The following is a 23,878-nucleotide window of genomic DNA, read 5'->3' on the forward strand; positions in this document are numbered from 1 at the left end:
GAGCGGCGGCGGTGTCCGTTCCGTCCGTTCCCTCGGGTGACGCGGGTCTGCCCTGCAGGGGGGACTGCGGCACCGTCCGCGTTCGCCGCCGGTCGGCTCTGCGGTTCAGCCGGTGCCGGCGCCGCACTTCGGCTCGGTGAGCCTGGCCGGTCGGGTCGGCGGGGACGGCCGGGTGCCGTTCCTGGCGACCGGCTGGAAGTAGTGGTCCAGCGCCCAGGCGGCCACGCGGGTGCCGGCCCGGCAGCCGGCCACGTCCGCCGTGCGGGAGTGGACGCCGCCCCACACACGGGCGTCGACGACGTCCCGGTTGAAGTCGTCGGCGGACCCGTAGAACCGCGTGGTGCCGGTGGCCTCGGAGGGGACGTAGAGGTCGATGTGCGAGGTGCCGAGGACTCCGGTCAGGGCGCGTGCCACGGCCGCGGCGACGGTCGTATGTCCGGCGACGTAGTCCGGGTGCGGCGGGGTGACGAGCAGCGGCTCCCAGGCCGGGTCCGCCGTCGTCGCGGGGTTGCCGTCGGTGTCGGCGAGGCGGATGGCGGTGATCGGCCGCCAGGAGCCGTAGTGGAACTTGGCGTCCCATGCCGTCACGACGGCGTCGGTCGCCGCCGCGTTGACCGCGGCGAACAGCCGGGCCGTCTCGGCGATGCCGAGCCGGTGCCGGGCGGCGTGGTCCCGTACGGCTGTCTGGGTCTGTTCGACCAGGTTGCCGCTGAAGAAGAGGGCGGTCTCGGTCTGTCGCGCGCTCCTGCCCGAGCCGGTCTTCCCGCCCATGGCCTTCAGCTCCCGGACATCCTCGGCGTAGGCGGCGGAGGAGAGGGCGGGTGGTCCGCCGGGGCGGAACTGCTGCGGGGAGACGAGCAGGAGGGGGCGGAGCCTGGCGAGCCAGGTGTCGATGAAGGGCTGGAACGCGGGCGGGGTGGGCCGCCAGACCCCCGGCGCCGGGGCGGCGGTGAAAGGAACGTCCGCGAACCTTCCGTCCCCTTCCCGGAGTTCGATGACGCGGGCGGCGGCGCGCTTCCCGTAGTCGACGCCCCGGTCTCTGGCCCGACCGGCCGGCAGAGCGGCGAGCGAGTCCGCGTAGGCGGTGTCGAGCCGCCCCCTGAAGGCGGGGAAGTAGGTGAGCAGTACGTCGTGGGCCGCGGTGGCGGCGGCCGCCGCGGAGGACGCCTCCGCCGGACCGCGCTCGTGCCATTTGTACAGGTCGTAGCCGCCTTCGATGCCCACCACGGCGTTGTACACGGCGACGGAGACGAACCCCTCCCAGATCGCTGCCTGCCCGGAGGGGCGCGGGCCGAGACTGGTCTTGATCGTGTCGGTGGCGACGGCGTTCCACTCGCGGACCACGGCTGCCGGGTCCGCCACGGTCCGGGTGCCCGCGTCGGGGGGACTTGTCGCGGCGGTGAGCGTCCCGAGGGCGATGGCCGCGACGGCGCAGGCGAATCCCCGGACGCGTGAGCGCGGAGGAGCGGGAGGAGAGGGCTCTTGATACACGGCGTCCTCACTGGAGTCGAGTGCCCAAGGCTTAGCAACGGCCCACTTCGCAATCAAGACACCCCGCCGCGAACCGGTCGGTTCCGGGCGCCCCCGCACGCCCGGCGTCGGCCGAAGCGGGCGCCTGCTCGCGTGCCGTGGGGCCCCGAGCGGTCGGGCCGGCGCGGTCGGGCGGCTACGGGGCAACAACGAGCGTGCATCGGGTGGATGGCGGCGCTGCCGCCGGACGACGCTCGCCCCTACCATCCGGGAACGGGGGCCCACGCGTGACCGCCGGGCAGGGGGGGCTATGCGGCAGACCGTTTCGCGGCCGGTGTTCCGGCGCTTCGCCGGTGCCGTCGTGGCAGGCGCCGCCCTGGCCGCAACCTCCGGGTGCACGGTTCCCGTCGACGCCGTCGCCGGTGTCTCCGTGACCGGCGACGGGCATCTGCTCGGCGTCATGATGATCTGCGGGCATCGGATCGACGGCGCGACCCTCTACGTGGACAGTGCCGACACCGACAAGACGGTGACGGTCGGTTCATGGACGTCCGACCGCCACCTCAAGGCCGGTCTCGTCACCTGGCCCCTCGATTCCCCCGCCGCCGGCTGGACCACGACGCGGGCCCTCGCTCCGCTCACCGCCGGAACCGCCTATGCCCTTTACGGCTGGACCAAGGACAACTCCTGGTCGGCGGGCAACGTCTCCTTCACCCGCGCCGACCTGGACCGGCTCGCGCCGGGAGAAGTCCTGTACGACAGCATCTCGGACGACGGCGACGAATCCACCGTCGCCGTGCCCATGGCGCAGTTCAGGACGAAGGCGTGCCAGGACATGTGACGCCACGGCGGTTCCGGCCGCGCACCGGCGCCCGGTCACCGCACGGGGTCCCGCGCCTTCGTCCGAAGGGGACCGTGCCGGCGGCGCTACGCTGTCGTGTCATGCAGGGGACACGCCTCGACACTGCTCGGATCCGGGCGGCTCGCCGGGTGATCGACCCGGTTTTTCTGGACACTCCGCTGTACCGCTGTGAGGCGCTGGAACCCGGCCTCGGATGCGCGGTGAGCGTCAAGCTCGAAACGGCGAACCCGGTCCGCAGCTTCAAGGCCCGCGGCACCGAGGTGATCACGAGCCTGCTCGCCGAGCACGGGGCACCGGCCGTGGTGTGCGCGAGCGCGGGCAACCTCGGTCAGGCCCTCGCCTGGTCCGGTCGCGTCCGAGGACTCGACGTGACCGTCGTGGCCTCGCGCTTCGCGACCGCGGCCAAGCTCGATCGCATCCGCGCGTTGGGCGCCAGGCTCGAACTGGTGGACGGCGACCACGAGCTGGCCCGTGAGCAGGCGGTGGCCATCGCGCACCGCGACGGCATCCGGCTGGTCGAGGACAGCCTGGACATCGAGACCTGCGAGGGCGCGGCGACCATCGGCCTGGAACTGGTCGGCACCGCGCCGTCGTTCGACACCGTCCTGGTCGCTCTCGGCGGCGGGGCGCTGGCCACCGGTATGGGTCATGTGGTGAAGGCCTTGGCGCCCGAAGTCGAGGTGATCTGCGTCCAGCCGCTGGGCGCGCCGGCGATGACGCACTCGTGGCGCGGGCGGCGCGTCGTCACCACCGACTCGGCCGACACCATCGCCGACGGCGTCGCCGGCCGGCGCCCCATCCCGGCCGTTCTGGACGACCTCCTCCTGGTCGCCGACGACGCCGTCCTGGTCCGGGAGGAGTCGATCATCGCCGGTATGCGGATGCTCCTGCACCACGCCGGCCTCGTCGTGGAACCGTCGGCCGCGCTCGGCATCGCGGCGATCCTCGAAGACCGCGACCGCTTCGCCGGCCGGCACGTGGTCACCATCGTGTGCGGCGGCAACGTCGACGTGGACGCCTACCACCGCTGGGTCGGCGCGGCTCCCGTCCGCAGGTCCTGACGCCTGCTCCCGAGGAGGCCGTTGCGGAGAGCCGCGGCCAGGAGGGCGCCCAGCAAGGGGGCGAGGAGGTAGACCCAGAGGAAGTCCAGCCGGCCGGCGACGACGGCGGGGCCGAACTGGCGGGCGGGGTTGACCGAGCCGCCGGTCGTGGTGCCCAGCAGCGCGATGGCCGTTCCGATCAGGAGTCCGACCAGCCAGGGGACCAGCGGGGCGAGTCGGGGCGCCGCCAGGAAGAGCCCGACGAGGAACACGATGACCCCCATCGAGACGGTCTCGGCGGCGAACAGTGTCCCGGCGGACCAGCCGGGGCCCGGCTGGAGCGCGGCATCCGCGGCGGGTGGTCTGCCCAAGGCCGGACCCCATACGGCGCGGCCCGCGAGGGTGCCGAGGAAGGAGCCGAGGAGCTGGGCGGCGATGTAGGGGGCGACCGCGGCCCCGGGGAAGAGCCCGAAGCGCCACATGGCGATCGAGATGGCCGGGTTGATGTGCCCTCCCGACGCCTTCCCCGCCGGGCTGAGGATGAGCCCGGCGAGCAGCAGTCCGACACACGCGCCGATGACCAGCAGTTTTTCGTGGATCTGGGGGATGGCCGCCGAGACGGGTGAGGGTCCGGCGACCCAGCGCACGATCGTGGTGACTCCGAAGAGCAGCACCGAGGCCAGCACGCACTCCAGGACGCTGCCGAGCGCTGCCGTGCGCCGGGTGAACGCGGGGGCGGGGACGGAGCGGACCGAGGGGCCTTGTGGTCCCGCTGCCGGAGTCATGGCCGACGTCATGATGGTGGTCCATCGGGTTCGGGTGTCCGGGGAGGGTGCGCGAGGGGGGGTGTGCGCGGAGTCGGTTCACGGGCAGATGACGACCCGGCCGCGGACCCGGTTCTCCACCGCGAGGTAGGCGTCCTTGCCGTCGTCCAGGCGGTAGCGGTCGGCGATGGGCAGGGGCCGGAACTGCCCGGAGTCGAAGAAGGGCGCGAGCCGTTGGAGCCGTGAGCCGCACTCGGTGACGTCGTAGTGCGCGCTGTTGCAGCCGAGGATCCGGTTCTCGTTGCGGTAGAGGTCGAGCAGGTCGATCTCCACGGTCCGCGAGCCGACGGCACTGATCACCACGAGCCGGCCCCGGCGGGCCAGCGAGGCCAGCGCCGCCGGTGTGGTGACGCCGCCGACCGCGTCGTACACCACGTCCGCACCCCTGCCCCCGGTGAGGCGTCGGACCTCGGCGCCGATCTCCTGCGCGGTGCCGTCCAGTGCCACGAAGCCCTCGATGACCGACGCGGCCGGGGTGCCGTCGTCGGGGCGGGCCCGGCCCAGGCCGATCACCCGGGCGCCGAGCGCGTGGGCGATCTGGGCGACGGCACCGCCGACCCCGCCGGAGATGCCGATGACGGCCACGGTCTCGTCCTTGGCCAGCTGGGCGGCCTCGACGGCACCGAGCCAGGCGGTGACGAAGTTGACGCCCACGGCCGAGGCCTCCTCGAAGCTCAGCCGCTCGGGCTTGCGGGCCAGCGCGGCCGCCGGAACGGTGATCGTCTCCGCGTGGGACCCGTCCCGGGTGAACCCCACATCGCCTCCGGTGCCCCAGACCTCGGCGCCGAGCCACTCCCGCGGCCCGTCGACGACGACGCCGGCGAAGTCCCGCCCGGGAGTGCGGGGAAGAGTCGTGTCCTCGAACCGGCCGGCCACGTTCTTGAGGTCCGAAGGGTTCACCGAGGCGGCCCTGACGGCGACGACGGCCTCGCCGTCCCCCGCCACGGGATCGGGCATCCCGGTCAGGGCCAGGACCTGAGGATCACCGAAGTGGTCGAAACGCAGAGCACGCATGACGGAGGGCCTTTCTCGCTGGGCTTCTCATCGGGACGGCTGTGTTCGTCCGCCGGTGGCGGCCCCCCTCTCTCTCCACCCAGCGTCACGCGCCCGTGCGATCGCGTCCAACGAAATCGGTCAGCGGCCGCCCCCTACGATGCCCTCGCCCGCCAGGCGGGCCACAGTCGCCGGTGGGCGGTCACCGGTCACACAGAACGGTTCTCCGCGCTGACCATCCACGCGTGCTTCTCCAGGGAGTCGATGATCCCGTGCAGCAGGTCGGCGGTGGACGGGTCCTCGCCGTCGACCTGGTCGTGGACGCGGCGCACCGTGTCGACGACGGCACGCAGTCGTGCGGTCATGAGGTCCACCACGGCACTCACGCTCTGCTCGTCCGGGGGAAACTGCGGGAGGGTGGTGGTCGCCGCCACGGTGTCGGAGCGCCCGTCCGGGCAGGAGGCCAGGGCCCGCATCCGTTCGGCGATCGTGTCGGCCGCCTCCCGCGCCTCGTCGACGATCTCGTCCAGCTGCAGGTGCAGGTCACGGAAGTTGTGCCCGACCACGTTCCAGTGGGCCTGCTTGCCCTGCAGATGCAGTTCGACCAGATCGACCACGATCTCCTGCAGGTTTCCGGCGAGCTGCGCCGAGGCCGTGAACTGCGGGGCGGTGTCCTTGCGGCGACGGGAGGCACCGTTCGAGCTGTTGGGGGACATGCCATTGCTCCTTCGACGGGAGGATCCGCGCTGTCCGTGAATCCGATGAGGTCCGGCGACCAGTCGGATTCAGACTGGTGAACGGTGCCCGTCGCCGCCATCCGGGGCGTCCATCCGCGTCATGACACGGCCCGGCACCGGCGGAGCCTCGTGCCATGGCTTCCGCGTGGTGCCGGGCCGTCCCGTCGTCAGCCCTCCGCGCGGACGGGCAGCTTCCAGCCCGGGCGCGGGAAGTGGCAGGTGTAGCCGTCCGGGTAGCGCTCCAGGTAGTCCTGGTGCTCGGGCTCGGCCTCCCAGAAGGGGCCGACCGGTTCCACCTCGGTGACGACCTTGCCCGGCCACAGCCCGGAGGCGTCCACGTCCGCGATCGTGTCCTCGGCGATCCGCTTCTGCTCGTCGTCGACGTAGTAGATCGCCGAGCGGTAGCTGAGGCCGATGTCGTTGCCCTGGCGGTTCCTGGTGCTCGGGTCGTGGATCTGGAAGAAGAACTCCAGGAGAGCGCGGTAGTCGGTCTTCTCGGGGTCGTAGAGGATCTCTATGGCCTCGGCGTGCGTGCCGTGGTTGCGGTACGTCGCGTTCGGCACGTCACCCCCGGAGTAGCCGACCCGGGTCGCCGTCACTCCCGGCTGCTTGCGGATCAGGTCCTGCATCCCCCAGAAACATCCGCCCGCCAGCACGGCCCTCTGCGTGTGCACAGTCATCGCGACCCCTCCAGTTCTCGTCGGCCCGGTCACCCGGGCTCCTCGGCTCGCACACCGGCGGCCTCCGATGTCCACCCCCCTCAACGCGTGAGGGTTCCCGGCGATTCCGTGCCCCGTGCCTGGTCCGTCCCCGTCCCCGTCGCCGGGGCCACGGCCGGGTCCTCGTCGAACGTCATCTCCGGCGGGGCCTTGCGGAAGCCCCTGGTGAGGTAGGCGAGGTAGCAGACACCGAGGGCCAGCCAGATCAGGCCGAGGGTGCGGGCCCGGTCGTCGAGGTGACAGAGCAGCCACACGTCGACGACGGCGCCGACCGCCGGGAGCAGGACGTACGACCAGACGGCGGGGCGGCGGCCCGCGCGGCGCTCGCGGACGTAGGTGGCGATGACGGAGAGGTTGACGAAGGTGAAGGCGGTGAAGGCACCGAAGTTGATGAAGGAGGTGGAGGTGGCGACGTTCAGGCGCAGCGCGATCAGGCCCACCGCCCCGGCGAGGAGGATGTTCAGGGCGGGGGTGTGGTACTTGGGGTGGATGCTGCCGAACACCTTCCGCGGGAGCACCGAGTCGCGGCCCATCGCGTAGAGCAGCCGTGCCGTGCTGGCCTGCGCCGCGATCCCGGAGGCGAACTGGGCGACGATCAGGCCGGCCAGGAACACGGAGGAGAACAGGTCGCCGCCGACCGCCTTGGCGATCTCGAACGCGGCCGAGTTGGAGTCGGTGAACGCGTACCCGGGGTGGGCCAGCTGGGTGGCGTAGGCGACGACGACGAAGATGCCGCCGCCGATCAGCGCGGTCAGCAGGATGGCCCGGGGGATGGTGCGCTGCGGCTCGACGGTCTCCTCGGTGAGCGTGGTGACCGCGTCGAAGCCGAGGAAGGAGTACGCGGCGATGGCGGCGCCCGCGGAGACGCCCGCGAGGCTGGTGGCGTGGTTCGCGAACGGGGTGGTGCTGACGATTCCGGCCGCTCCCTGGTGCTGGAAGACGTGGTGCAGACACAGCAGCGCGAAGATCGCGACGACCAGGACCTGGAAGACCATCAGCAGGTCGTTGACCCGCTCCGCGGTCTTGATGCCCCGGATGTTGAGCGCGGTGGTCACGACGATGAACGCGATGATCCACACCCAGAACGGCACCGAGGGGTACTCCGCCTGGAGGTAGGCCCCGCCGATGAGCCAGATGACCATGGGCAGGAAGAAGTAGTCCAGCAGGGTGGCCCAGCCGACGAGGAAGCCGATCCGGGAGTCTATGGAGCGCCGCACGTAGGTGTAGGCGGACCCGGCGACGGGGTGGGCGGCGGCCATCTTCCCGTAGCTGTGCGCGGTGAAGAGCATGGCGCCGAGGGCCAGCAGGTAGGCCGTCGGGACCGAGCCGTGGGTGCTGTCGGCGACGACGCCGTAGGTGCCCAGCACGATGATCGGGGCCATGTAGGCGAGCCCGAAGAGGACGACGGATCTGAGGGTCAGGCTGCGGGTGAGGGTGGGCGGGGAGGACGGAGCGGACATGGCGTTCCTTATGAGCGGAGGACGAGCGGACGGGGACGGAGAGCGGGTCAGGTGCCGGCGGTCCGCCAGCGGCGGGGGTCCAGGCGGCCGTCGTAGAGGGGGAGGTCGATGGGGGCGTCGGCCTCGGTGAACTGGTCCCACATGCGGTTCAGGCCCGCGGTGCCGAAGGTCCGTACGCGGGTGACGTCGTCCAGGTCGAGGACGTCGGTCAGCACGGTGGGCGCGGAGTCGGCGGCCTGGACGCGGACGCGTCCCTCCGGGTCGACGACCAGGCTGCGCCCGGTGCCGAGCGGGCCCGCGGTGTTGACGCTGACGACGTAGACCTGGTTGACGATGGCGTTGGCCCGGGCGAGGACGAGTTCCTGGGCGCGGTCGGCCGAGGTGGTCATGACCGGGTTGACGATGACCTCGGCGCCCATCCAGGCGAGGTGCCTGGCCACCTCCGGGAACCAGGCGTCGTAGCAGATGGCGAAGCCGACGCGGCCGGTGTCCGGGAGGTCCAGGACGACGAAGCGGTCGCCGGGGGCGTACGGCTCGAAGGGCCGCCAGGGGAACACCTTGCGGTAGTGGGCGGCGAGCCGTCCCTCGGGGGAGAAGGCGAGGGCGGTGTTGAAGAGCTCGCCGGCCGGGCCGCGCTCGGCCACGGTGCCCGGGAACAGCCAGACGCCCAGGTCGCCCGCGAGCTCGGCGAGCTGGCGCACCCGGGGGCCGTCGAGCGGCTCCGCGGCGGCCTCCAGCCGGCTCTCCGACTCGGCGGGCGGGCCGTCGGTGCCGCACAGGTGCAGCTCGGGGTAGGCGACGAGGCGGGTCTGCGGGAAGCGCGCCAGTACGCCCCCGACGTCTTCGGCGAAGCCGGACAGCGGGTCGGTGGCCGGGCGGGGAGGGGCCTGGACCAGGGCGACGGGGAGGGGTCGGGACATGGCCAGGAAATTAACTCAATATGAGCCCTTATACAATGGTCTCATTATGAGCAGTTTTAATGGCCGCTACATTGAGGGCATGACCGGCACCCCCGACGGATCCGCACCGGCGCACCCCGTGGGGACCGTCCTCGCCCTCAACTCGCCCAAGCTGAACGGGATCCGCCGGCTCACCGCGCTGGAGACGGTGCGCGCCCGGATCGCCATGGCGGTCGATCTCGGACTGCTCTCCCCCGGCGAGCGGCTGCCCCAGACCGACGCCATAGCCGAGGCGCTCGGCGTCGGGGAGATCACCGTGCGCCGCGCGCTCAGCTCCCTGTGCACGGACGGCGTCCTGGAACGCAGGCGGGGCCGCAACGGCGGCACGCTGGTCGCCGAGCAGCCGCCCCGGGGGGTCGTCGACGCGGCCGAGACGTACCACGGGCAGACCGCCGAGGTGCACCGCCTGATCGACGAGCGGACCGTCCTGGAGTGCGGGATCGCCCATCTCGCCACCCGCGGCGTGTCCGCCGCGGCCCTCGACGAGCTCGACGCACTGGTCGCGGCCATGGACCGGGCGGCGAGCTGGGCGGAGTTCCACTCCTGCGACGAGCGGTTCCACCTCGCCGTGGCCCGCGCCACCGGCCTCGACGCGAGCGTCGAGACCTACGGGACCGTGCTGCGCCGGCTCTACGCGTACTACCTCCCCTACCCCCTCGCCGCGCTGCGCGAGTCCAACGACGAGCACCGGGCCCTGGTGGCGGCGCTCCGCGCGGGTGACGCGGGCGGGGCGGCCGACATCGCCCGCCGCCACGTGGAGACCCTGCACCGGACGATGTTCGTCGGGTTGATGGGCTGAGCGGTGCCCCCAGCCGAAGGCTGGGAGAGGAACTGCGCGAAATTCGGTTGCCGGGCGGCGCTCCCGCGGGCTCAATGGCGTGCATGGCCGACATCCAGGGCTCGTACGACGAGCTGTTCACCGCCGTGCCCTCCACACTCGCCGGATTCGTCGACGACGGCGACGTGGGCGGTGCCGTGGCCGTCTTCGTGGACGGGAAGCCGGTGGTGGACGTGTGGGCCGGGTTCGCCGACGCCGGACGGACCCGGGCGTGGGAGCGGGACACGATCGTCAACGTGTACTCCGTGACCAAGACGATGACCGCCCTGTGCGCGCTCGTCCTGATCGACCGGGGGAGGCTGGATCCGGACGCGCCGGTCGCCCGCTACTGGCCCGAGTTCGCCGCGGCCGGCAAGCGGCACGTGCTGGTGAGGCATCTGCTGTCGCACACCGCCGGGCTGCCCGACTGGGAGGGACCGGTCGAGGAGCTGTACGACTGGACGACCGCCACGGCCCGGCTCGCCGGGCAGGCCCCGCGGTGGGAGCCGGGGACCGCGGCCGGGTACCACTCGCTCACCCAGGGGTTCCTGGTGGGCGAGGTGCTGCGCCGGATCACCGGGCGGAGCGTCGGCGAGTTCTTCGCCGCGGAGGTGGCCGGGCCGCTCGGCGCGGACTTCCACCTCGGCCTCGGCCCCGAGCACGACCCGCGGGTGGCGCTGACCGTGCCGCCGCCGGGCCGCGACGAGGACTACACGGCGAGTGCGCCGAGCCGCGACACGGCCCCCGCCGCCCCCACCACCGCCACCGCCCTGCGCGTCCGGGACGGCAACAGCCTCGCCTGGCGCCGCGCGCAGATCCCCGCGGCCGGCGGCTACGGCAACGCCCGCTCGGCCGCCCTCGTCCAGTCGCTGCTGGCCTGCGGCGGAACGGTCGGCGGGGTGCGGGTGCTGTCCCCCGAGGGGTGCGAGCGGGCCCGGGAGCTCCAGTTCGAGGGTGAGGACCGCGTCCTCGGCATGCCGGCCCGGTACGGTCTCGGCTACGGCCTCTTCGGCAGCGCCCTCGGCTGGGGCGGCTGGGGCGGCGCGCTGGTCTGGGTCGACCCCGAAGAGCGGCTGGCGGTGGCGTACGTGACGAACCAGATGCGCGAGCCCGCCGCCGACAACCGGGGCATCGAACTGGTCATGGCCGCCCAGGACGGCCTCACGGGACTGCGGGCGACATGAGCGGCGGGATCTCCCTCGTCGGCGGCGGCTGGGACGCGCCCGAGGTGTACGGCCCGTTGCTGCGGGCCGCGGGCGGCGGCCGGATCGGGTGTGTCATCGTCGACGAGGGCGACGGGGAGGAGCAGTTCGCGCGGTACACGGAAGCGTTGCGGAGCGCGGGGGCCGAAGCCGCGGTTCCGTTGCTCGTGCCACTCGGCGGAGGGTTCGAGCCGGACGCGCTGCTGGAGATCGGGCCGGCCGGGCTGCTGGTCTGCGGTGGACTCACCCCCGCGTATCAGCAGGCGTTCGCGGAGTGTGCCGAGCGGCTGACCGGGCTGCTCGCCGAACACCGCATCCCGTACGCCGGGTTCTCCGCCGGTGCCGCGCTCGCCGCCCGGCGGGCCGTGGTCGGCGGCTGGCTGACGGACGGCGTGCCGGTCTGCCCGCCGGACACCGCGGAGGATCTCGAAGAGGTCGAGGTACGGCCGGGCCTCGGTCTTGTGCCCTTCGCGGTGGACGTGCACGCGGCCCAGTGGGGCACCCTGGGGCGGCTGGTCGCGGCCGTGTCGCGCGGATCGGTCCGGTACGGCGTGGCGATCGACGAGAACACCGTGCTGGAGGTGGCGGACGGGCAGGGCCGGGTCGGCGGGCGCGGGCGCGTCCATGTCGTACGGCCGGCGGACGACGAAGACGGCGACGCGCGTACCGGTGCCGCGGCGAGTGCGGTCGTACGGTCGTACGCGCCCGGTGAGTCCGTGCCGCTGGGTCAGCCGCCGCTGCCGTAGGGGCGGGTGAGGATCTCCAGGCGGTGGCCGTTGGGGTCGTCGAAGTAGGTGCCGCGGCCGCCGTCGTTGGTGTTGACCTCGCCGGGACGACTGTGGGACGGGTCGGCCCAGTAGCTGAGGCCGGCCTCCTGAACGCGGGTGAAGATCTCGTCGAAGTCGTCCTCGGAGACCAGGAAGGCGTAGTGCTGCGGCGGGATGTTCCCGGGGGTGTCCAGGTAGTCGAGGGTGACGCCGTTGGGCAGCGCGACCGGGGCGAACGGGCCGTAGTCCGGGCCGACTTCGAGGCCGAGGATGTCGGCGAGGAACCTCGCCGAGGCGTGCTTGTCGTGTGCGGCGACGATGGTGTGGTTCAGGTTCACGGTCATCGTGGGACCTCCTCCTGTCCAACGTACCCCCGACACCAGCTAAGGTAAGGCTCGCCTTAGTCATTGATCGGGAGAGTCAGTCGTGCGTGCGTTGAGGTTGAGGGCCGTCCTGGCCGTGTCCACCGTGTCCGTGGTGGGCGGCCTGCTGGCCGGCTGCTCGTCGTCCGGCGGTGCCGACGATGCCGGTACCGCCCACGGCGACGGAACCGTGAACAAGGTCGCCGGTGCCTCCGAGGGCCCGTCCGCCGCGCCCAGCGCCCTCGCCGACGGGATGGGCTCCGACACCGACGCCGACGGCGTCTTCCCGCGCACGGTCACCCACTTCGAGGGAAAGACCACCATCAGGACCCAGCCGAAGCGGATCGCGGTGCTCAGCACCGGGCAGCTCGACGACCTGCTCACCCTCGGCATCGTCCCGACCGCCGGCACCCGTGCCGACAACGCCGGACTCGTCCCCGACTACCTCGCCGACACCTTCCCGCAGTACAGGAAGAAGCTCGCCGCGATGACCGACGCGGGCACCCGCCAGTCCCCCAACCTGGAGTCCCTGGCCGCCGCCAGGCCCGACCTGATCCTGGTCAACGACTCGCTCGGCGACCTCTACCCCCAGCTGTCGAAGATCGCGCCCACCGTGGTCACCGCGGGCCAGGGCATCAACTGGAAGCGGGACCTGCTGCTCGTCGGGGACGCGGTCGGCGAGGGGCAGAAGGCGCAGGAACTCCTCGACGACATCGTCGGCAACGCGAAGGAGAGCGGCTCCGCCCTCGACGGCTCGGCCACCGTGTCCATGGTCCGCTTCACGCCCGACCGCACCCGGATGTTCGGCGTCTCCTCCTTCACCGGCTCGATAGCCGTCGACATGGGCCTGTCCCGCCCCAAGTCCCAGCAGTTCAACGCCATTTCGCAGGACATCAGCGCGGAGAAGGTCGACACCGCCGACGGCGACTGGATCTTCTACTCCGTGCAGGGCGACGCGCAGAAGACGGACGCGGCGACCGTGCTCGCCGGGCCGCTGTGGAAGTCCATGAAGGCCGTGCAGGCCGGGCACACCGTGCAGGTCGACGACGACCCCTGGTACCTCAACGCCGGCCCCACGGCCGCGCGTCTGGTCGTACGACAGCTCGCCGAGCACCTCCGGTAAGTGCGCCGCGCCCTGCTCTGGCCGACGGCCGCCCTCGCGGTGGCCGTCGTCGCCGTGCTCAGCCTCGCCGTCGGCACCCGTGCCGTACCGCCGGCGACCGTCCTCGACGCCCTGCTGCACGGCGGGTCCTCCCCCGACGCGCTCGTCGTCCGCTCCCTCCGGCTGCCCCGCACCGAGGTCGGCCTCACCGCCGGCGCCGCGCTCGGCCTCGCCGGCGCCGCCCTCCAGGCCGTCACCCGCAACCCGCTCGCCGACCCCGGCATCCTCGGCCTGAGCCAGGGGGCGGCGGCCGGGGTCGTGCTCGCCCTCGTCCTCGGCGGCTCCGGGTACGGCTTCGGGGCCTACGTCTGGTACGCCTTCACCGGCGCCGTCGCCGCCGCGTGCCTGGTGTACGGCGTCGCGGCGCGCGGGCGGGGCGGGGCCTCCCCCGTGAAGCTGGCACTCGCCGGCACCGCCCTGTCCGCGATGACCGCGGGGGCGACGACCGTCGTCCTCACCTCCAGCTCGGCGACGCTCGACCAGTTCCGGTTCTGGCAGGTGGGGGCGCTCAGCGGGCGGGACGCGGGGACGGTCGTACGGATGCTGCCGTTCCTTGCGGTGGGCGCCGTGCTGGTGCTGTCCTGCGCGCGGGGGCTGGACGCGCTGGCCCTCGGCGACGAGACGGCACGGGCGCTGGGGCACCGGGTCCATCTGGTCCGGGGGTGCGCGGCACTGGGCGCGACCCTGCTGACCGCTGCCGCGGTGGCGGCGGCCGGGCCGATCGCGTTCGTGGGGCTGGTGGTGCCGCATCTGGCGCGGCGGTTGGTCAGGGGCGGCGGGTACGGGCGGGTGCTGCCGCTGTCGGCGCTGCTGGGAGCGGGTTTGCTGCTGGCCGCGGACGTGCTGGGGCGCGTGGTGCGGGCTCCTGCGGAGGTGCCGGCCGGGGTGATGACGGCGTTGGTGGGGGTGCCGGTGCTGGTGGCTCTGGTACGGAGGAAAGGGGCCGTGACGTGAGGCGTACCCGGGGTCGGGGCCGGGGGGTGGGGACGCTTACCGGCGCTGGCCGGGTGCCTCCCCCAGAGGGGGGACCCCCAGCGCCCACCCTCCCCCACTCTCGGCTTCGCTCGAGCGGGGGGACCCCCATCGCCCCAGCGGCACGACTGCCCGCGGCTGATGTTTTTAGGGGCGCGGGGAACTGCGCGATCAGCCCCCACCGGCCCGCAGCCATCGTGCTACGGCCGCACCCCCGCCTTTCCCTCGTCCTCCACCGGCGTTCGATCATCGTCGCCCTCGCGCTGCTCGTCCTCCTCGCCGTCGCCATGACCACCTCCGCCTCTCTCGGCCAGACCTACATCTCCCCCGCCGACGTCTGGCGCACCCTGCGCGGCGCCCACACCCCCTACGACCTGGTCGTCAACGAGCTGCGCGTCCCCCGGATCGTGCTCGGTGCTCTCGTCGGCGGGGCGCTCGGGCTCGCCGGGGCGCTGGTGCAGACCGTCACCCGGAATCCGCTCGCCAGTCCGGACGTCATCGGGGTCGGGCACGGCGCCGCCGCCGCGACCGTGCTCGCGCTGGCCACGGGGGCCGTCGCGTCGCCCGCCGCGATGCCCGTCGTCGCCGTCGGCGGCGGGCTGACCGCCGCCGCTCTCGTCTACGCGCTCGCCTGGCGCCACGGCATGCAGCCCAGCCGCTTCGTGCTCACCGGCGTCGGTATCGGCGTCGCCCTGTCCGCCGTCGTCCAGCTGTATCTCACCGACAGCGAGCTGGACGCCGCCGAGCAGGTCAAGCTGTGGCTGACCGGGAGTCTGAACGGGCGGGGCTGGGAACAGGCCAGGCCGCTCGCCGTCGTACTCGCCCTCGCCCTGCCGGGGCTGGTGTGGGCGAGCCGGGCGGCGCGGCCGCTCGGGCTCGACCCCGACACCGCCGCCGCCCTCGGCCTCCGCGTCGACCAGGCTCGGCTCGGTCTCACCGCTCTCGGCGTCGTGCTCGCCGCCGCCGCGACCGGTGCCGCCGGGCCCATCGGATTCGTCGCGCTGACCGCGCCCCAGCTGGCCCGGCGGCTCACCCGCACCCCTCAGCTGCCGCTGGTCTGCTCGGCGCTGACGGGCGCGGTCGTGCTGGTGGCCGCCGACCTGGTGGCCCGCACCCTGGTCCCTCCGCTGGAGATCCCGGTGGGTGCGCTGACCTCCCTGGTCGGCGGCCCCTATCTGCTGTATCTCCTCGGCCGCAGGCCGAAGCCGTGACTCAGATCGTCGCCGTGTCGATCACGAACCGGTAGCGGACGTCGCTGTTGACGACCCGCTCGTACGCCTCGTTGATCTCGTCGGCGCTGATGAGTTCGATCTCGGCGCCCAGGTTGTGCTCGGCGCAGAAGTCGAGCATCTCCTGAGTCTCCGGGATGCCGCCGATGTTGGAGCTGGTCAGGACACGACGGTGGCCGAAGACGGAGGACAGCGGAATCTGGACCGGCTCCTCCGGGAGGCCCACGTTGGCCATGGCGCCTTCCGTGCGCAGCAGCGACAGGTAGGCGTCGAAGTCGAGCGGCGCCGACACCGTGTTGAGGATGATGTCGAAGGTGCCCTTGAGGTTCTCGAAGGTCTTCGGGTCGCTGGTCGCGTAGTAGTGCGTGGCGCCCAGCTTCAGGCCGTCGTCCTTCTTGCGGAGGGACTGGGAGAGGACGGTGACCTCCGCGCCCAGGGCGGCGGCGATCTTCACGCCCATGTGGCCCAGGCCGCCGAGGCCGACGACCGCGACCTTCTTGCCGGGACCGGCGTTCCAGTGCTTGAGCGGGGAGTACGTGGTGATGCCGGCGCAGAGCAGGGGAGCCGCGACGTCCAGCGGGAGGCCGTCGGGGATGCGGACGACGTAGTTCTCGTCGACGACGACCTTCTGCGAGTAGCCGCCGTAGGTGGGCTGCCCGTCCTTGCCGACGGCGTTGTACGTCCAGGTCGGGCCGCCGCCGGTGCAGTACTGCTGGAGACCGGCCTTGCAGTTGTCGCACTCGCGGCAGGAGTCGACCATGCAGCCGACGCCCACCCGGTCCCCCACCGCGTACTTCGTGACACCCGGGCCGACCTCCGAGACGACGCCCGCGATCTCGTGACCGGGCACCATCGGGAAGATCGCCGTACCCCAGCCCTCGCGGGCCTGGTGGATGTCGGAGTGGCAGATACCGGCGAACTCGATGTCGATGAGGACGTCGAACTCGCCGACCGCGCGCCGCTCGATCGTGGTCCGCTCCAGCGGTGCCTTGGCGGCGGGCGCGGCGTAAGCAGCAACAGTGGTCATGAGGGGGGTTCTCCTAGAGGTGTCTTCACACCCGGTTAGAGGTGTCTTCGCGCCCGGTCGCCTTCTTCCGTCCCGGGCACGCTTCCAGGCTCCTCCACGCTACGTCCGTCACCCAGCCCCCGCCTCTGCGTACGTCTGCCGTGCCTACCACTGGCGGGATCAGGTTCCGGTGCGTACGACCGTGAATACTGGATGTATGGAAGACCTGCCCCTGCCCGCCTCGGCCACCCCCGCCTCCGCCTCCCCGTCCCTGGACCGGCGTGCCGAGCTCAGCGAGTTCCTGCGCACCCGGCGGGCCCGGCTGCGCCCCTCCGACGTGGGGCTGCCGGACTTCGGGCGGCACCGCCGGGTGCCGGGGCTGCGGCGCGAGGAGCTGGCGCAGCTGGCCGGGGTGTCGGTGGCGTACTACACGCGCCTGGAACAGGGCAACGGGCGGAACGTGTCGGCGGAGGTGCTGGACTCGATCGCCCGCGCGCTGCGGCTCACCGACGCCGAGCACGCGCACCTCACCCACCTCGCCAAGGGCAAGCAGCACAAGAAGAAGGCGTCGGCGCGGCCGCAGCAGGTGCGGGCGTCGCTGGGGCAGCTGCTGGAGTCGATGGAGGGCGTGCCGGCGTACATCGTGGGGCGGCGCTCCGAGATCCTGGCGTGGAACCCGATGGCGGCGGCCCTCTTCGGTGACTGGGCGGAGCTGTCGGTGACGGAGCGCAACTGGGCGCGGCTGACGTTCCTGCGGTCCGACTACCGCGAGCTCTTCGTCGACTGGGAGCAGAAGGCGATCGACATCGTGTGCCAGCTGCGGATGGACGCGGGCTGCTACCCGGACGACACCCGGCTCTCCGCGCTGGTGGGCGAGCTCTCGGTCAAGAGCGAGGAGTTCCGCCGGCTGTGGGCGACCCACGACGTCAAGGAGAAGTCGTTCGGGGTGAAGCGGATGCACCATCCGCTGGTGGGTGAGCTGTCCCTGAACTACGAGTCGTTCCGCATGCCCGGCGACCAGGACCAGGCCCTGGTCACGTACCACGCGGAACCGGGCTCCCCGTCGGCCGAGGCACTGCGCCTGCTGGCCAGCTGGGGCACGGACGCCACCCGGGTCGCCCCCGCCCCCTGACCGGCGGCATGGAGAACGGCCCGCCGGAAGCCGCGCTTCCGACGGGCCGCCCGCTGGGGTGCTACTCAGCGGCCACGGCTCACTTGCCGTAGTACGCGTCGTAGATCGAGACCATCGACTTGTTGCCCTTCTTGTCGACGATCGTGGCGCGGAGCGAGAGTGCCTTGCCCTTGGCCGGGTTCTTGACGGTGATCTTGCCGTGGCTGACCGTCAGCTTCCGCCAGTTCCGGCCGTGGTCGTAGGACACGTAGACCGTGAGGGACTTCAGGTTGCGACCGGCGGCCGCGCCCTCGACGGTGACCGGCAAGGTGGCCTTCTTGCCCGCCGCGACGCGGCTGTCCAGGCCGGTCTTGGCGCCGAAGTGGACGGTGGAGGCCGGCAGCTGGGCCAGCGGGGTGCCGCTGCCCGGCTTCTTCGAGCGGAAGGTCCAGCTCGCGTCGATCCGGGTGGAGGCGGCGGCGACCTTGGCCGAGCGGACGACCGAGGTGGTCAGCTTGTACGCGGCGTCACCGGACGGCACCGTGAACACGCCGTCGCCGAAGAGCGGGTCCTTGTTGGAGCCCACCTTGGTGCCGTTGCGGTACAGGGTGGTGTTCACCGACAGGAAGTCGGAGGAACCCGCGTGCCTGGCACCGTCGGAGAAGAGCGGGACGATGCCGTAGATCTGGTTGCCGTCCCGGTACAGGCCGAACCCGCTGCTCAGCTCCGGTTGGAAGACGGCCGTGTTGAAGGTGTTCCGGTAGGCCTTGCCGGCCTTGTACGCCTTCGGGTCGCCCAGTGTGTAGAAGGCGTCGGCGATCGGCATGCCCTGGGCGTCGTGGCCGGAGTACTGCGTGGCGTCGAAGGCCCACTGCGCGCCGTCCACGGTGGAGACGTGGAAGGTGCGGGTGCCGGGCAGCTTCTGCTCCACCGCGTCGCCCACGACGAAGTCCTCGCCGACGACGCCCCACGGGCTGACCGAGCCGGTCTTGTCCGGGGCCGAGGCGCCGACGGCGTTCTTGACCGTGGCGAGCTCGCTCGTCTTGAAGTGCCGGACCTTGCCGCCCTGCAGCTTCTTGACCCGGGCGCTGGTGGCGACGTCGTACTCCTCGCTGCCGCCCTTGGTGAACTGGCCGCTCCAGGTCTGGGTCAGACCGTTCGCGACCTCGCCGCCCAGCGACGCGGCCCGGATCTTGTCGAAGCTGTCGAAGCCGATCCCGAACCCGATGCCCGCCGGGTCGTACATGTAGTCGATCGTCGCCATGTGCGGCTTGGCCTGGGCGTCCGGCACGGTGATGTCGGCGGCCTTGGCGGTGCGGGCGTCGATGGTGAGCGTGAGGTCCTTGGTGACGCTCAGCTTCGGGTTGACCAGCCAGTCGACACCGCCGTCGAAGGTGGTGAAGTCCTTGGCGATCAGAGCGTCCAGCAGGTACGTGCCCTTCGGCACCCGGAACGTGACGGTCCCGGTGTCGGAGGTCGGCACGACGTAGTCGCGGCCGCTGCCGAGGCTCGAGTAGTTCACGAGGTCGGTGCTGTAGACACCGGTCGGGTTGCCGTCGCGTCCGATGTGCTTGACGGTGACGTCGTACGACTGCACCTCACGCTGGACCGCGGCCGCCGTGCGGATGCTCTGGCCGCCGCCGGTCGCCGTGACGTACGCCGAGTAGGCGCCGTCGAGGGTGCCGCCCAGCTTGGTGTCGACGGTGAGGCCGACGGAGGCGGTACCGCCCGCCGGGACGGTCACCTGGGTCGCGCCGAGCTTGAAGAAGCCGGCCGGGGCCGCCGCGCCCTTGGGGTCGGTGGCGGACGACTTCAGCGTGAGCGTCACGTCGGACGTGCCGGTGTTGCGGTAGGTCAGCTGCTTGGTGACCGGGGTGTCGTCGGTGTGCGGCCACTGCTGCACACCGAAGTTCACCGACACCGGGTCGGCGAGCACGGTCTGCTTGATGGCCTTGTCGACGGCGATCCGGCCCGAACCCTGCTGGAACGGCGTGTACTTGCCGCCCTTCGCGGAGCCGGTCAGGGCCGCCTTCAGCTCCTGGTAGCCCCAGTCGGGGTGCTCCTGCTTGAGGATCGCGGCGGCACCCGCGACGTGCGGGGTCGCCATCGACGTACCGGAGATGGTCAGGTAGCCGGGCGGGTTCTCGCCGACCTCCTGGTCGATGACGCTGCCCTTGGCCGCGGCCGCGGTGATGTCGACGCCGGGCGCGGTGACGTCCGGCTTGATGGAGCCGTCGGCGGCGGGGCCGGTCGAGGAGAAGTCGGCGAGCTTGTCCTTGCCGTCGACGGCGCCGACGGTGAGCGCGGCGGCGGCGCTGCCCGGCGAACCGATCGACTCGGGGCCCTCGTTGCCCGCGGCGATCGCGAACAGGATGCCCTTCTCGGTGGAGAGCTTGTTGACCTCGGCTTCGAGCGGGTCGATCTCCGGGGTGTCGTAGCCGCCGAGGCTGAGGTTGACGATGTCGGCGCCCTCGGCCGCCGCCCACTCCATGCCGGCGAGGATGCCGGAGTCGTCGCCGGAGCCGGTGTCGTCGAGGACCTTGCCGTTGAGGATCTTCGCGCCGGGCGCGACACCCGTGTACTTGCCGTGCGACTTGGCGCCGGTGCCCGCCGCGATGGACGCGACGTGCGTGCCGTGGCCGAAGTGGTCGGAGGCGTCGGCGGCCGCGCTGAAGTTCTTGGACTCGATCACCTGGTCCTTGAGGTCCGGGTGGGTCGCGTCGACACCGGTGTCCAGAACGGCGATCTTGACGCCCTTGCCGTTGTAACCGGCCTTCCAGGCCGTGGGCGCGCCGATCTGCGGTACCGACTTGTCCAGGCTGGCCTTGCGGACGCCGTCGAGCCAGACGTGCGCGATGCCGGCGGCGGCCTGGTCGCCGTTGGTGACCGCGTCCCACAGCTCGGGCGTTTCCTTGACCGGGGTCTGCACGGCGTCGGCGTTGAGCGTCTTGAGGCTGTGCCGCAGGGTGCCCGCGTCCCGGACGTCGGCCTTGGTGGCCGTGGCGGCGCCGCGGTAGCCGACGATGACCTTCAGGCCGTTCTGCTGCGCCCTGCGGGTCGCGGCCTTGTTCAACTCGGTGACGTCGAACAGTCGTTGGTCCAGCTTGCCGGAGGCCACCAGCTGGACGGCGTCACCGGGGACGACGAGGGTGTGCCCGTCGACCTTGCTGATCCGGAAGGGTATGTGCTGGCGCCCCTTGGCCCGCTCCAGGCCGACGACCCGGCCCTTGGCGTCGAGGGCGACCCGGTCGCCGGTGATCAGGGTGACGTGGTGCTTGGCGGTGAGCGAAGAGGCGGCCGCGGCCGAGGCGGCGCGCGATTCCGGCTTCGCCGACGCCGGGCTGGTCATGCCCGCGGCCAGCGCGACGGCCGCCGCCGTGGCCACGGTGGCCACGGCAGCTCTTTTCACTTGTCTGCGCAAGACTCCCCCAGGAGACGATGTACCGGGCGAATTCCCCGTTCACCCGGCCGGGGGCAGTCCCGTACGCACATACGTCAACCCCCCGGAATACGGAGTATGCCGGGGGGTGATCAGCGGGCTCAATAGATGAGAGGCCGGTAAGAAGAGTGCGGGACAACTGTTACGCGCCGGGGTGAACACCGTTACACAACCGCGTGGTTGCGCGCGGCGCGCCGGTGTTATGCGCCGGCGTTCTCCTTGACGGTGATCTTGCCCTTGCGGATGGTCGCGAGGCGCGGGGCCTTCTTCGCGATCGCGGAGTCGTGGGTGACCATGATGAAGGTCAGCCCGTGCTCCTTCCACATGCTCTCCAGTACGTCCATGATCTCGTCGCGCATGCCCTCGTCGAGGTTGCCGGTGGGCTCGTCGGCGAGCAGCACCTTGGGCTGCTTGACCAGGGCCCGGGCGATGGCGACGCGCTGCTGCTGGCCGCCGGACATCTCGCCGGGCAGGTGGCCGAGGCGCTCCCCGAGACCGACCGACGTCAGCGCCTCGGCGGCGCGCTCGCGCCGTTCCTTGGTCTTGACGCCGAGCGGGACGAGGGCGGTCTCGACGTTCTCCTGGGCGGTGAGCGTCGGGATCAGGTTGAACGACTGGAAGACGAAGCCGATGTTCTCGCTGCGGACCCGGGTCAGCTTGGTCTCGGAGAGCTTGGCCAGGTCGGTGCCGTCGAGCACGACCTCGCCGGAGGTCGGCCGGTCCAGGCCGCCCAGCATCTGCAGGAGGGTGGACTTGCCGCCGCCGGTGGGGCCCTGGATGACCAGGCGGTCGCCGTCGGCGATGGTGAGATCGATGCCGTCGAGGGCGCGGACGGTGTCCTTGCCGCGTGAGTAGAGCTTGGTGACGCTTCTGAGTTCGTACATGGTGGCTCCTGGGAGGGTTCGGGGTGGGGCGGTGCGTTGTCGGCCGCGGGTGAGTGGGGGCTGGTCGCGCAGTTCCCCGCGCCCCTTACGGGGGCACGTCCTAGCTGCGGGCAGTCGTGCCGCTGGGGCGGCACGGGTGGGCGCAGCGGCACCCCGCAAGCGCGGGCGAGCGACACCCCCACCCCAGCCACGGCCGACGTCAACTACTCGACCCGCCGCAACGCGTCCGCGGGACGGAGCCGCGACGCGCGCCAGCCGCCGAACGCGCCCGCGATCAGGCCGCCGGCCACCGCGAGGCCCACCGCCAGCGCGATCGTCGTCACGCTGACCGGGGCCGTGAGGGCGACCTCCAGGGTCTTCGCGGTCTGCCGGCCGGGACCGCCGGCGAAGCCGCCGCCCCCACCGCCGCCGAAGCCGCCGCCACCCGTGCCGCCACCGGTGCCGCCACCGCTGCCGACGGAGGCGTCCAGCGTGGGGCTGATCGCGGTGACCACGTACGCGCCGACCAGACCGAGCCCGATCCCGAGCGCACCGCCGACCAGGCCGTTGACCATGGCCTCGCCGATGACCTGCCGGGTGACCCGGCCGGACTTCCAGCCCAGCGCCTTCAGCGTGCCGAACTCACGGACGCGGCGGGAGACCGCCGAGGAGGTGAGCAGGCCGGCGACCAGGAACGCGGCCACGAGCACCGCGATGGACAGCCACTTGCCGACGTTGGTGGCGAGCGAGGACGCCGTGGACAGCGAGCCGGAGACGGTGTCCGCGAGGTCGGCGGAGGTGGTGACCGTCGTACCCGAGACGTTGCTCTGGATGGTCTTCTTGACCGAGGAGATCTGCTTGGAGTCGGTCGCCTTGACGTAGATCGTGGTGACCTTGTTCTTCTCGTCGGCGAGCGTCTGCGCCTGCTTCAGCGGCATGTACAGGTTGGCCGCCGCGTCACCGCTGTCGGCCGTCGCGATGCCGATGATCGTGAACTTGACCTTGTTGATGGTGACGGTCGAACCGACCTTGTACTTCTTCTCCTTGGCGTACGCCGAGTCGGCGACCAGCACCTTGGAGTTCGTCTCGGTGGTCTTGAAGGTACGGCCGCTGGTGATCTTCGACGAGGTCAGCGGGCCGACCGCGGTCTGGGTGACGTCGGTGCCGTAGACCGTGTACGAGTTGACGTCGAAGTTGGCGCCGCCGCCCTGGACTTCACCCTGCGGTGCTCCGGTGCTACCACCGCCGCGGTTGCCGCCGGTGCCGCCGGAGCCCTGGTTCTGCTGGAACTGACCCCGGGTGAACTGGCCGCTGATCTTGACCACGTTGAGGTTCAGCCCGCCGACCGCGGTCGCGACGCCCTTCTGGTCGCCGACCTTGGAGACGGTGGTGGAGGCGAGGGTGGTGAAGCCCTGCACCATGACGCGGTCACTGCTCTGCGTGCTCGACGAACCGTTGTTCTGCGCGTCGAAGTTGAAGCGGGGCCGCTGGGAGGCACTCGTGGACGCCGACGCGGCCTTGGTGACCGTCATGTCCGTACCCAGGCCGTACAGCGACTGGAGGACCTTGTCCTGCGCCTTCCCCATGCCGTTGGACACGGAGTTGACCACGATGACCAGTGCGATGCCCAGCGCGAGGCCGGAGGCGACGACGAGAGCCGCCTTTCTGCGGCGGCGCAATTCGCGCCTCAGGTAGGTGAAGAACATGACCGCAAGGTAGGGACGCACCGTGATGGCTCGATAAGGCCTAAATAAGAGATGCATGAGAAGGCTGTACGGAGGCCAGGAACGGCCCCGCACCGGGCTGTCAGCGCCCGGCCCGGGCACCCCGGCGCGGGCGCGCGGAAGCCCCGGCCGGGCGGGGGAATCACCGGCCGGGGCGGCT

General features: G+C 71.8%; 21 protein-coding genes. 9 read left to right on the forward strand and 12 right to left on the reverse strand.

The window, feature by feature from the left end; translation table 11 throughout:
- Positions 1-105: 105 nt before the first annotated feature.
- Entirely contained in the window at positions 106-1,491 is a 1,386-nt protein-coding gene (locus ABT137_RS36195; RefSeq protein ID WP_351715381.1) for a vanadium-dependent haloperoxidase, read from the reverse strand.
- Positions 1,492-1,780: 289 nt separating this feature from the next.
- Between ABT137_RS36195 and ABT137_RS36200 the strand changes: the two genes are divergently transcribed.
- Positions 1,781-2,311, forward strand: coding sequence for a hypothetical protein (locus ABT137_RS36200; RefSeq protein WP_351715382.1), 531 nt, complete (start codon positions 1,781-1,783; stop codon positions 2,309-2,311).
- A gap of 101 nt (positions 2,312-2,412) precedes the next feature.
- On the forward strand, positions 2,413-3,393 hold the full coding sequence (locus ABT137_RS36205; RefSeq protein WP_351715383.1) for a threonine ammonia-lyase: 981 nt from the start codon (positions 2,413-2,415) through the stop codon (positions 3,391-3,393).
- Here the strand turns inward: ABT137_RS36205 and ABT137_RS36210 are convergent.
- From ABT137_RS36210 to ABT137_RS36235, 6 genes are all read right to left on the reverse strand, one after another.
- Positions 3,351-4,169 carry an MIP/aquaporin family protein gene (locus ABT137_RS36210; protein WP_351715384.1) on the reverse strand — a complete coding sequence of 273 codons (819 nt, stop codon included), beginning with the start codon at positions 4,167-4,169 and terminating at the stop codon, positions 3,351-3,353. The genes ABT137_RS36205 and ABT137_RS36210 overlap by 43 nt on opposite strands.
- A gap of 66 nt (positions 4,170-4,235) precedes the next feature.
- Positions 4,236-5,210, reverse strand: a complete 975-nt coding sequence (locus ABT137_RS36215; RefSeq protein WP_351715385.1) for a quinone oxidoreductase family protein — start codon at positions 5,208-5,210, stop codon at positions 4,236-4,238.
- A 188-nt stretch (positions 5,211-5,398) separates the two neighbouring features.
- Entirely contained in the window at positions 5,399-5,905 is a 507-nt protein-coding gene (locus ABT137_RS36220; RefSeq protein WP_351715386.1) for a Dps family protein, read from the reverse strand.
- 188 nt (positions 5,906-6,093) lie between these two features.
- A complete protein-coding gene (msrA, locus tag ABT137_RS36225) occupies positions 6,094-6,606 on the reverse strand; it encodes a peptide-methionine (S)-S-oxide reductase MsrA (protein WP_351715387.1) in 513 nt (170 codons plus the stop codon).
- 80 nt (positions 6,607-6,686) lie between these two features.
- Positions 6,687-8,105: an APC family permease gene (locus tag ABT137_RS36230; RefSeq protein WP_351715388.1), complete on the reverse strand. Its 1,419-nt coding sequence runs from the start codon at positions 8,103-8,105 to the stop codon at positions 6,687-6,689.
- Positions 8,106-8,152: 47 nt separating this feature from the next.
- Positions 8,153-9,025 carry a carbon-nitrogen hydrolase family protein gene (locus ABT137_RS36235; RefSeq protein ID WP_351715389.1) on the reverse strand — a complete coding sequence of 291 codons (873 nt, stop codon included), beginning with the start codon at positions 9,023-9,025 and terminating at the stop codon, positions 8,153-8,155.
- 79 nt (positions 9,026-9,104) lie between these two features.
- Between ABT137_RS36235 and ABT137_RS36240 the strand changes: the two genes are divergently transcribed.
- The 3 genes from ABT137_RS36240 (at position 9,105) to ABT137_RS36250 (ending at position 11,829) form a co-directional block, all read left to right on the forward strand.
- Complete coding sequence (locus ABT137_RS36240; RefSeq protein ID WP_351715390.1) at positions 9,105-9,863, forward strand: FadR/GntR family transcriptional regulator; 759 nt, start codon at positions 9,105-9,107, stop codon at positions 9,861-9,863.
- Between the two features lie 83 nt (positions 9,864-9,946).
- Positions 9,947-11,065, forward strand: coding sequence for a serine hydrolase domain-containing protein (locus ABT137_RS36245; protein WP_351715391.1), 1,119 nt, complete (start codon positions 9,947-9,949; stop codon positions 11,063-11,065).
- A complete protein-coding gene (locus tag ABT137_RS36250) occupies positions 11,062-11,829 on the forward strand; it encodes a type 1 glutamine amidotransferase family protein (protein WP_351715392.1) in 768 nt (255 codons plus the stop codon). Before ABT137_RS36245 ends, ABT137_RS36250 begins: the two co-directional genes overlap by 4 nt.
- Here ABT137_RS36250 and ABT137_RS36255 read toward each other — a convergent pair.
- Entirely contained in the window at positions 11,811-12,194 is a 384-nt protein-coding gene (locus ABT137_RS36255; RefSeq protein ID WP_351715393.1) for a VOC family protein, read from the reverse strand. The genes ABT137_RS36250 and ABT137_RS36255 overlap by 19 nt on opposite strands.
- A 91-nt stretch (positions 12,195-12,285) precedes the next feature.
- Between ABT137_RS36255 and ABT137_RS36260 the strand changes: the two genes are divergently transcribed.
- The 3 genes from ABT137_RS36260 (at position 12,286) to ABT137_RS36270 (ending at position 15,557) form a co-directional block, all read left to right on the forward strand.
- Positions 12,286-13,335 (forward strand): ABC transporter substrate-binding protein, encoded by a 1,050-nt coding sequence (locus tag ABT137_RS36260; RefSeq protein ID WP_351715433.1) that lies wholly within the window; start codon positions 12,286-12,288, stop codon positions 13,333-13,335.
- Positions 13,336-14,328 carry a FecCD family ABC transporter permease gene (locus ABT137_RS36265; RefSeq protein ID WP_351715394.1) on the forward strand — a complete coding sequence of 331 codons (993 nt, stop codon included), beginning with the start codon at positions 13,336-13,338 and terminating at the stop codon, positions 14,326-14,328. It abuts the gene before it with no gap.
- Between the two features lie 215 nt (positions 14,329-14,543).
- Positions 14,544-15,557 (forward strand): FecCD family ABC transporter permease, encoded by a 1,014-nt coding sequence (locus ABT137_RS36270; protein ID WP_351715395.1) that lies wholly within the window; start codon positions 14,544-14,546, stop codon positions 15,555-15,557.
- 1 nt (position 15,558) lies between these two features.
- On the opposite strand, the gene ABT137_RS36275 is transcribed toward ABT137_RS36270, so the two are convergent.
- Positions 15,559-16,602: an NAD(P)-dependent alcohol dehydrogenase gene (locus ABT137_RS36275; protein WP_351715396.1), complete on the reverse strand. Its 1,044-nt coding sequence runs from the start codon at positions 16,600-16,602 to the stop codon at positions 15,559-15,561.
- 196 nt (positions 16,603-16,798) lie between these two features.
- On the opposite strand from ABT137_RS36275, the gene ABT137_RS36280 reads away from it, so the two are divergent.
- Complete coding sequence (locus ABT137_RS36280; RefSeq protein ID WP_351715397.1) at positions 16,799-17,713, forward strand: helix-turn-helix domain-containing protein; 915 nt, start codon at positions 16,799-16,801, stop codon at positions 17,711-17,713.
- 79 nt (positions 17,714-17,792) lie between these two features.
- On the opposite strand, the gene ABT137_RS36285 is transcribed toward ABT137_RS36280, so the two are convergent.
- From ABT137_RS36285 to ABT137_RS36295, 3 genes are all read right to left on the reverse strand, one after another.
- Positions 17,793-21,041, reverse strand: a complete 3,249-nt coding sequence (locus tag ABT137_RS36285) for a S8 family peptidase (RefSeq protein WP_351715435.1) — start codon at positions 21,039-21,041, stop codon at positions 17,793-17,795.
- A gap of 290 nt (positions 21,042-21,331) precedes the next feature.
- Entirely contained in the window at positions 21,332-22,015 is a 684-nt protein-coding gene (locus ABT137_RS36290; protein ID WP_351715398.1) for an ABC transporter ATP-binding protein, read from the reverse strand.
- A 203-nt stretch (positions 22,016-22,218) separates the two neighbouring features.
- Positions 22,219-23,700, reverse strand: a complete 1,482-nt coding sequence (locus ABT137_RS36295; protein WP_351715400.1) for an ABC transporter permease — start codon at positions 23,698-23,700, stop codon at positions 22,219-22,221.
- Between the last annotated feature and the right edge of the window lie 178 nt (positions 23,701-23,878).

It is taken from the genome of Streptomyces sp. NPDC001980 (genome assembly GCF_040296885.1).
In the GTDB taxonomy this organism is placed as follows: domain Bacteria; phylum Actinomycetota; class Actinomycetes; order Streptomycetales; family Streptomycetaceae; genus Streptomyces.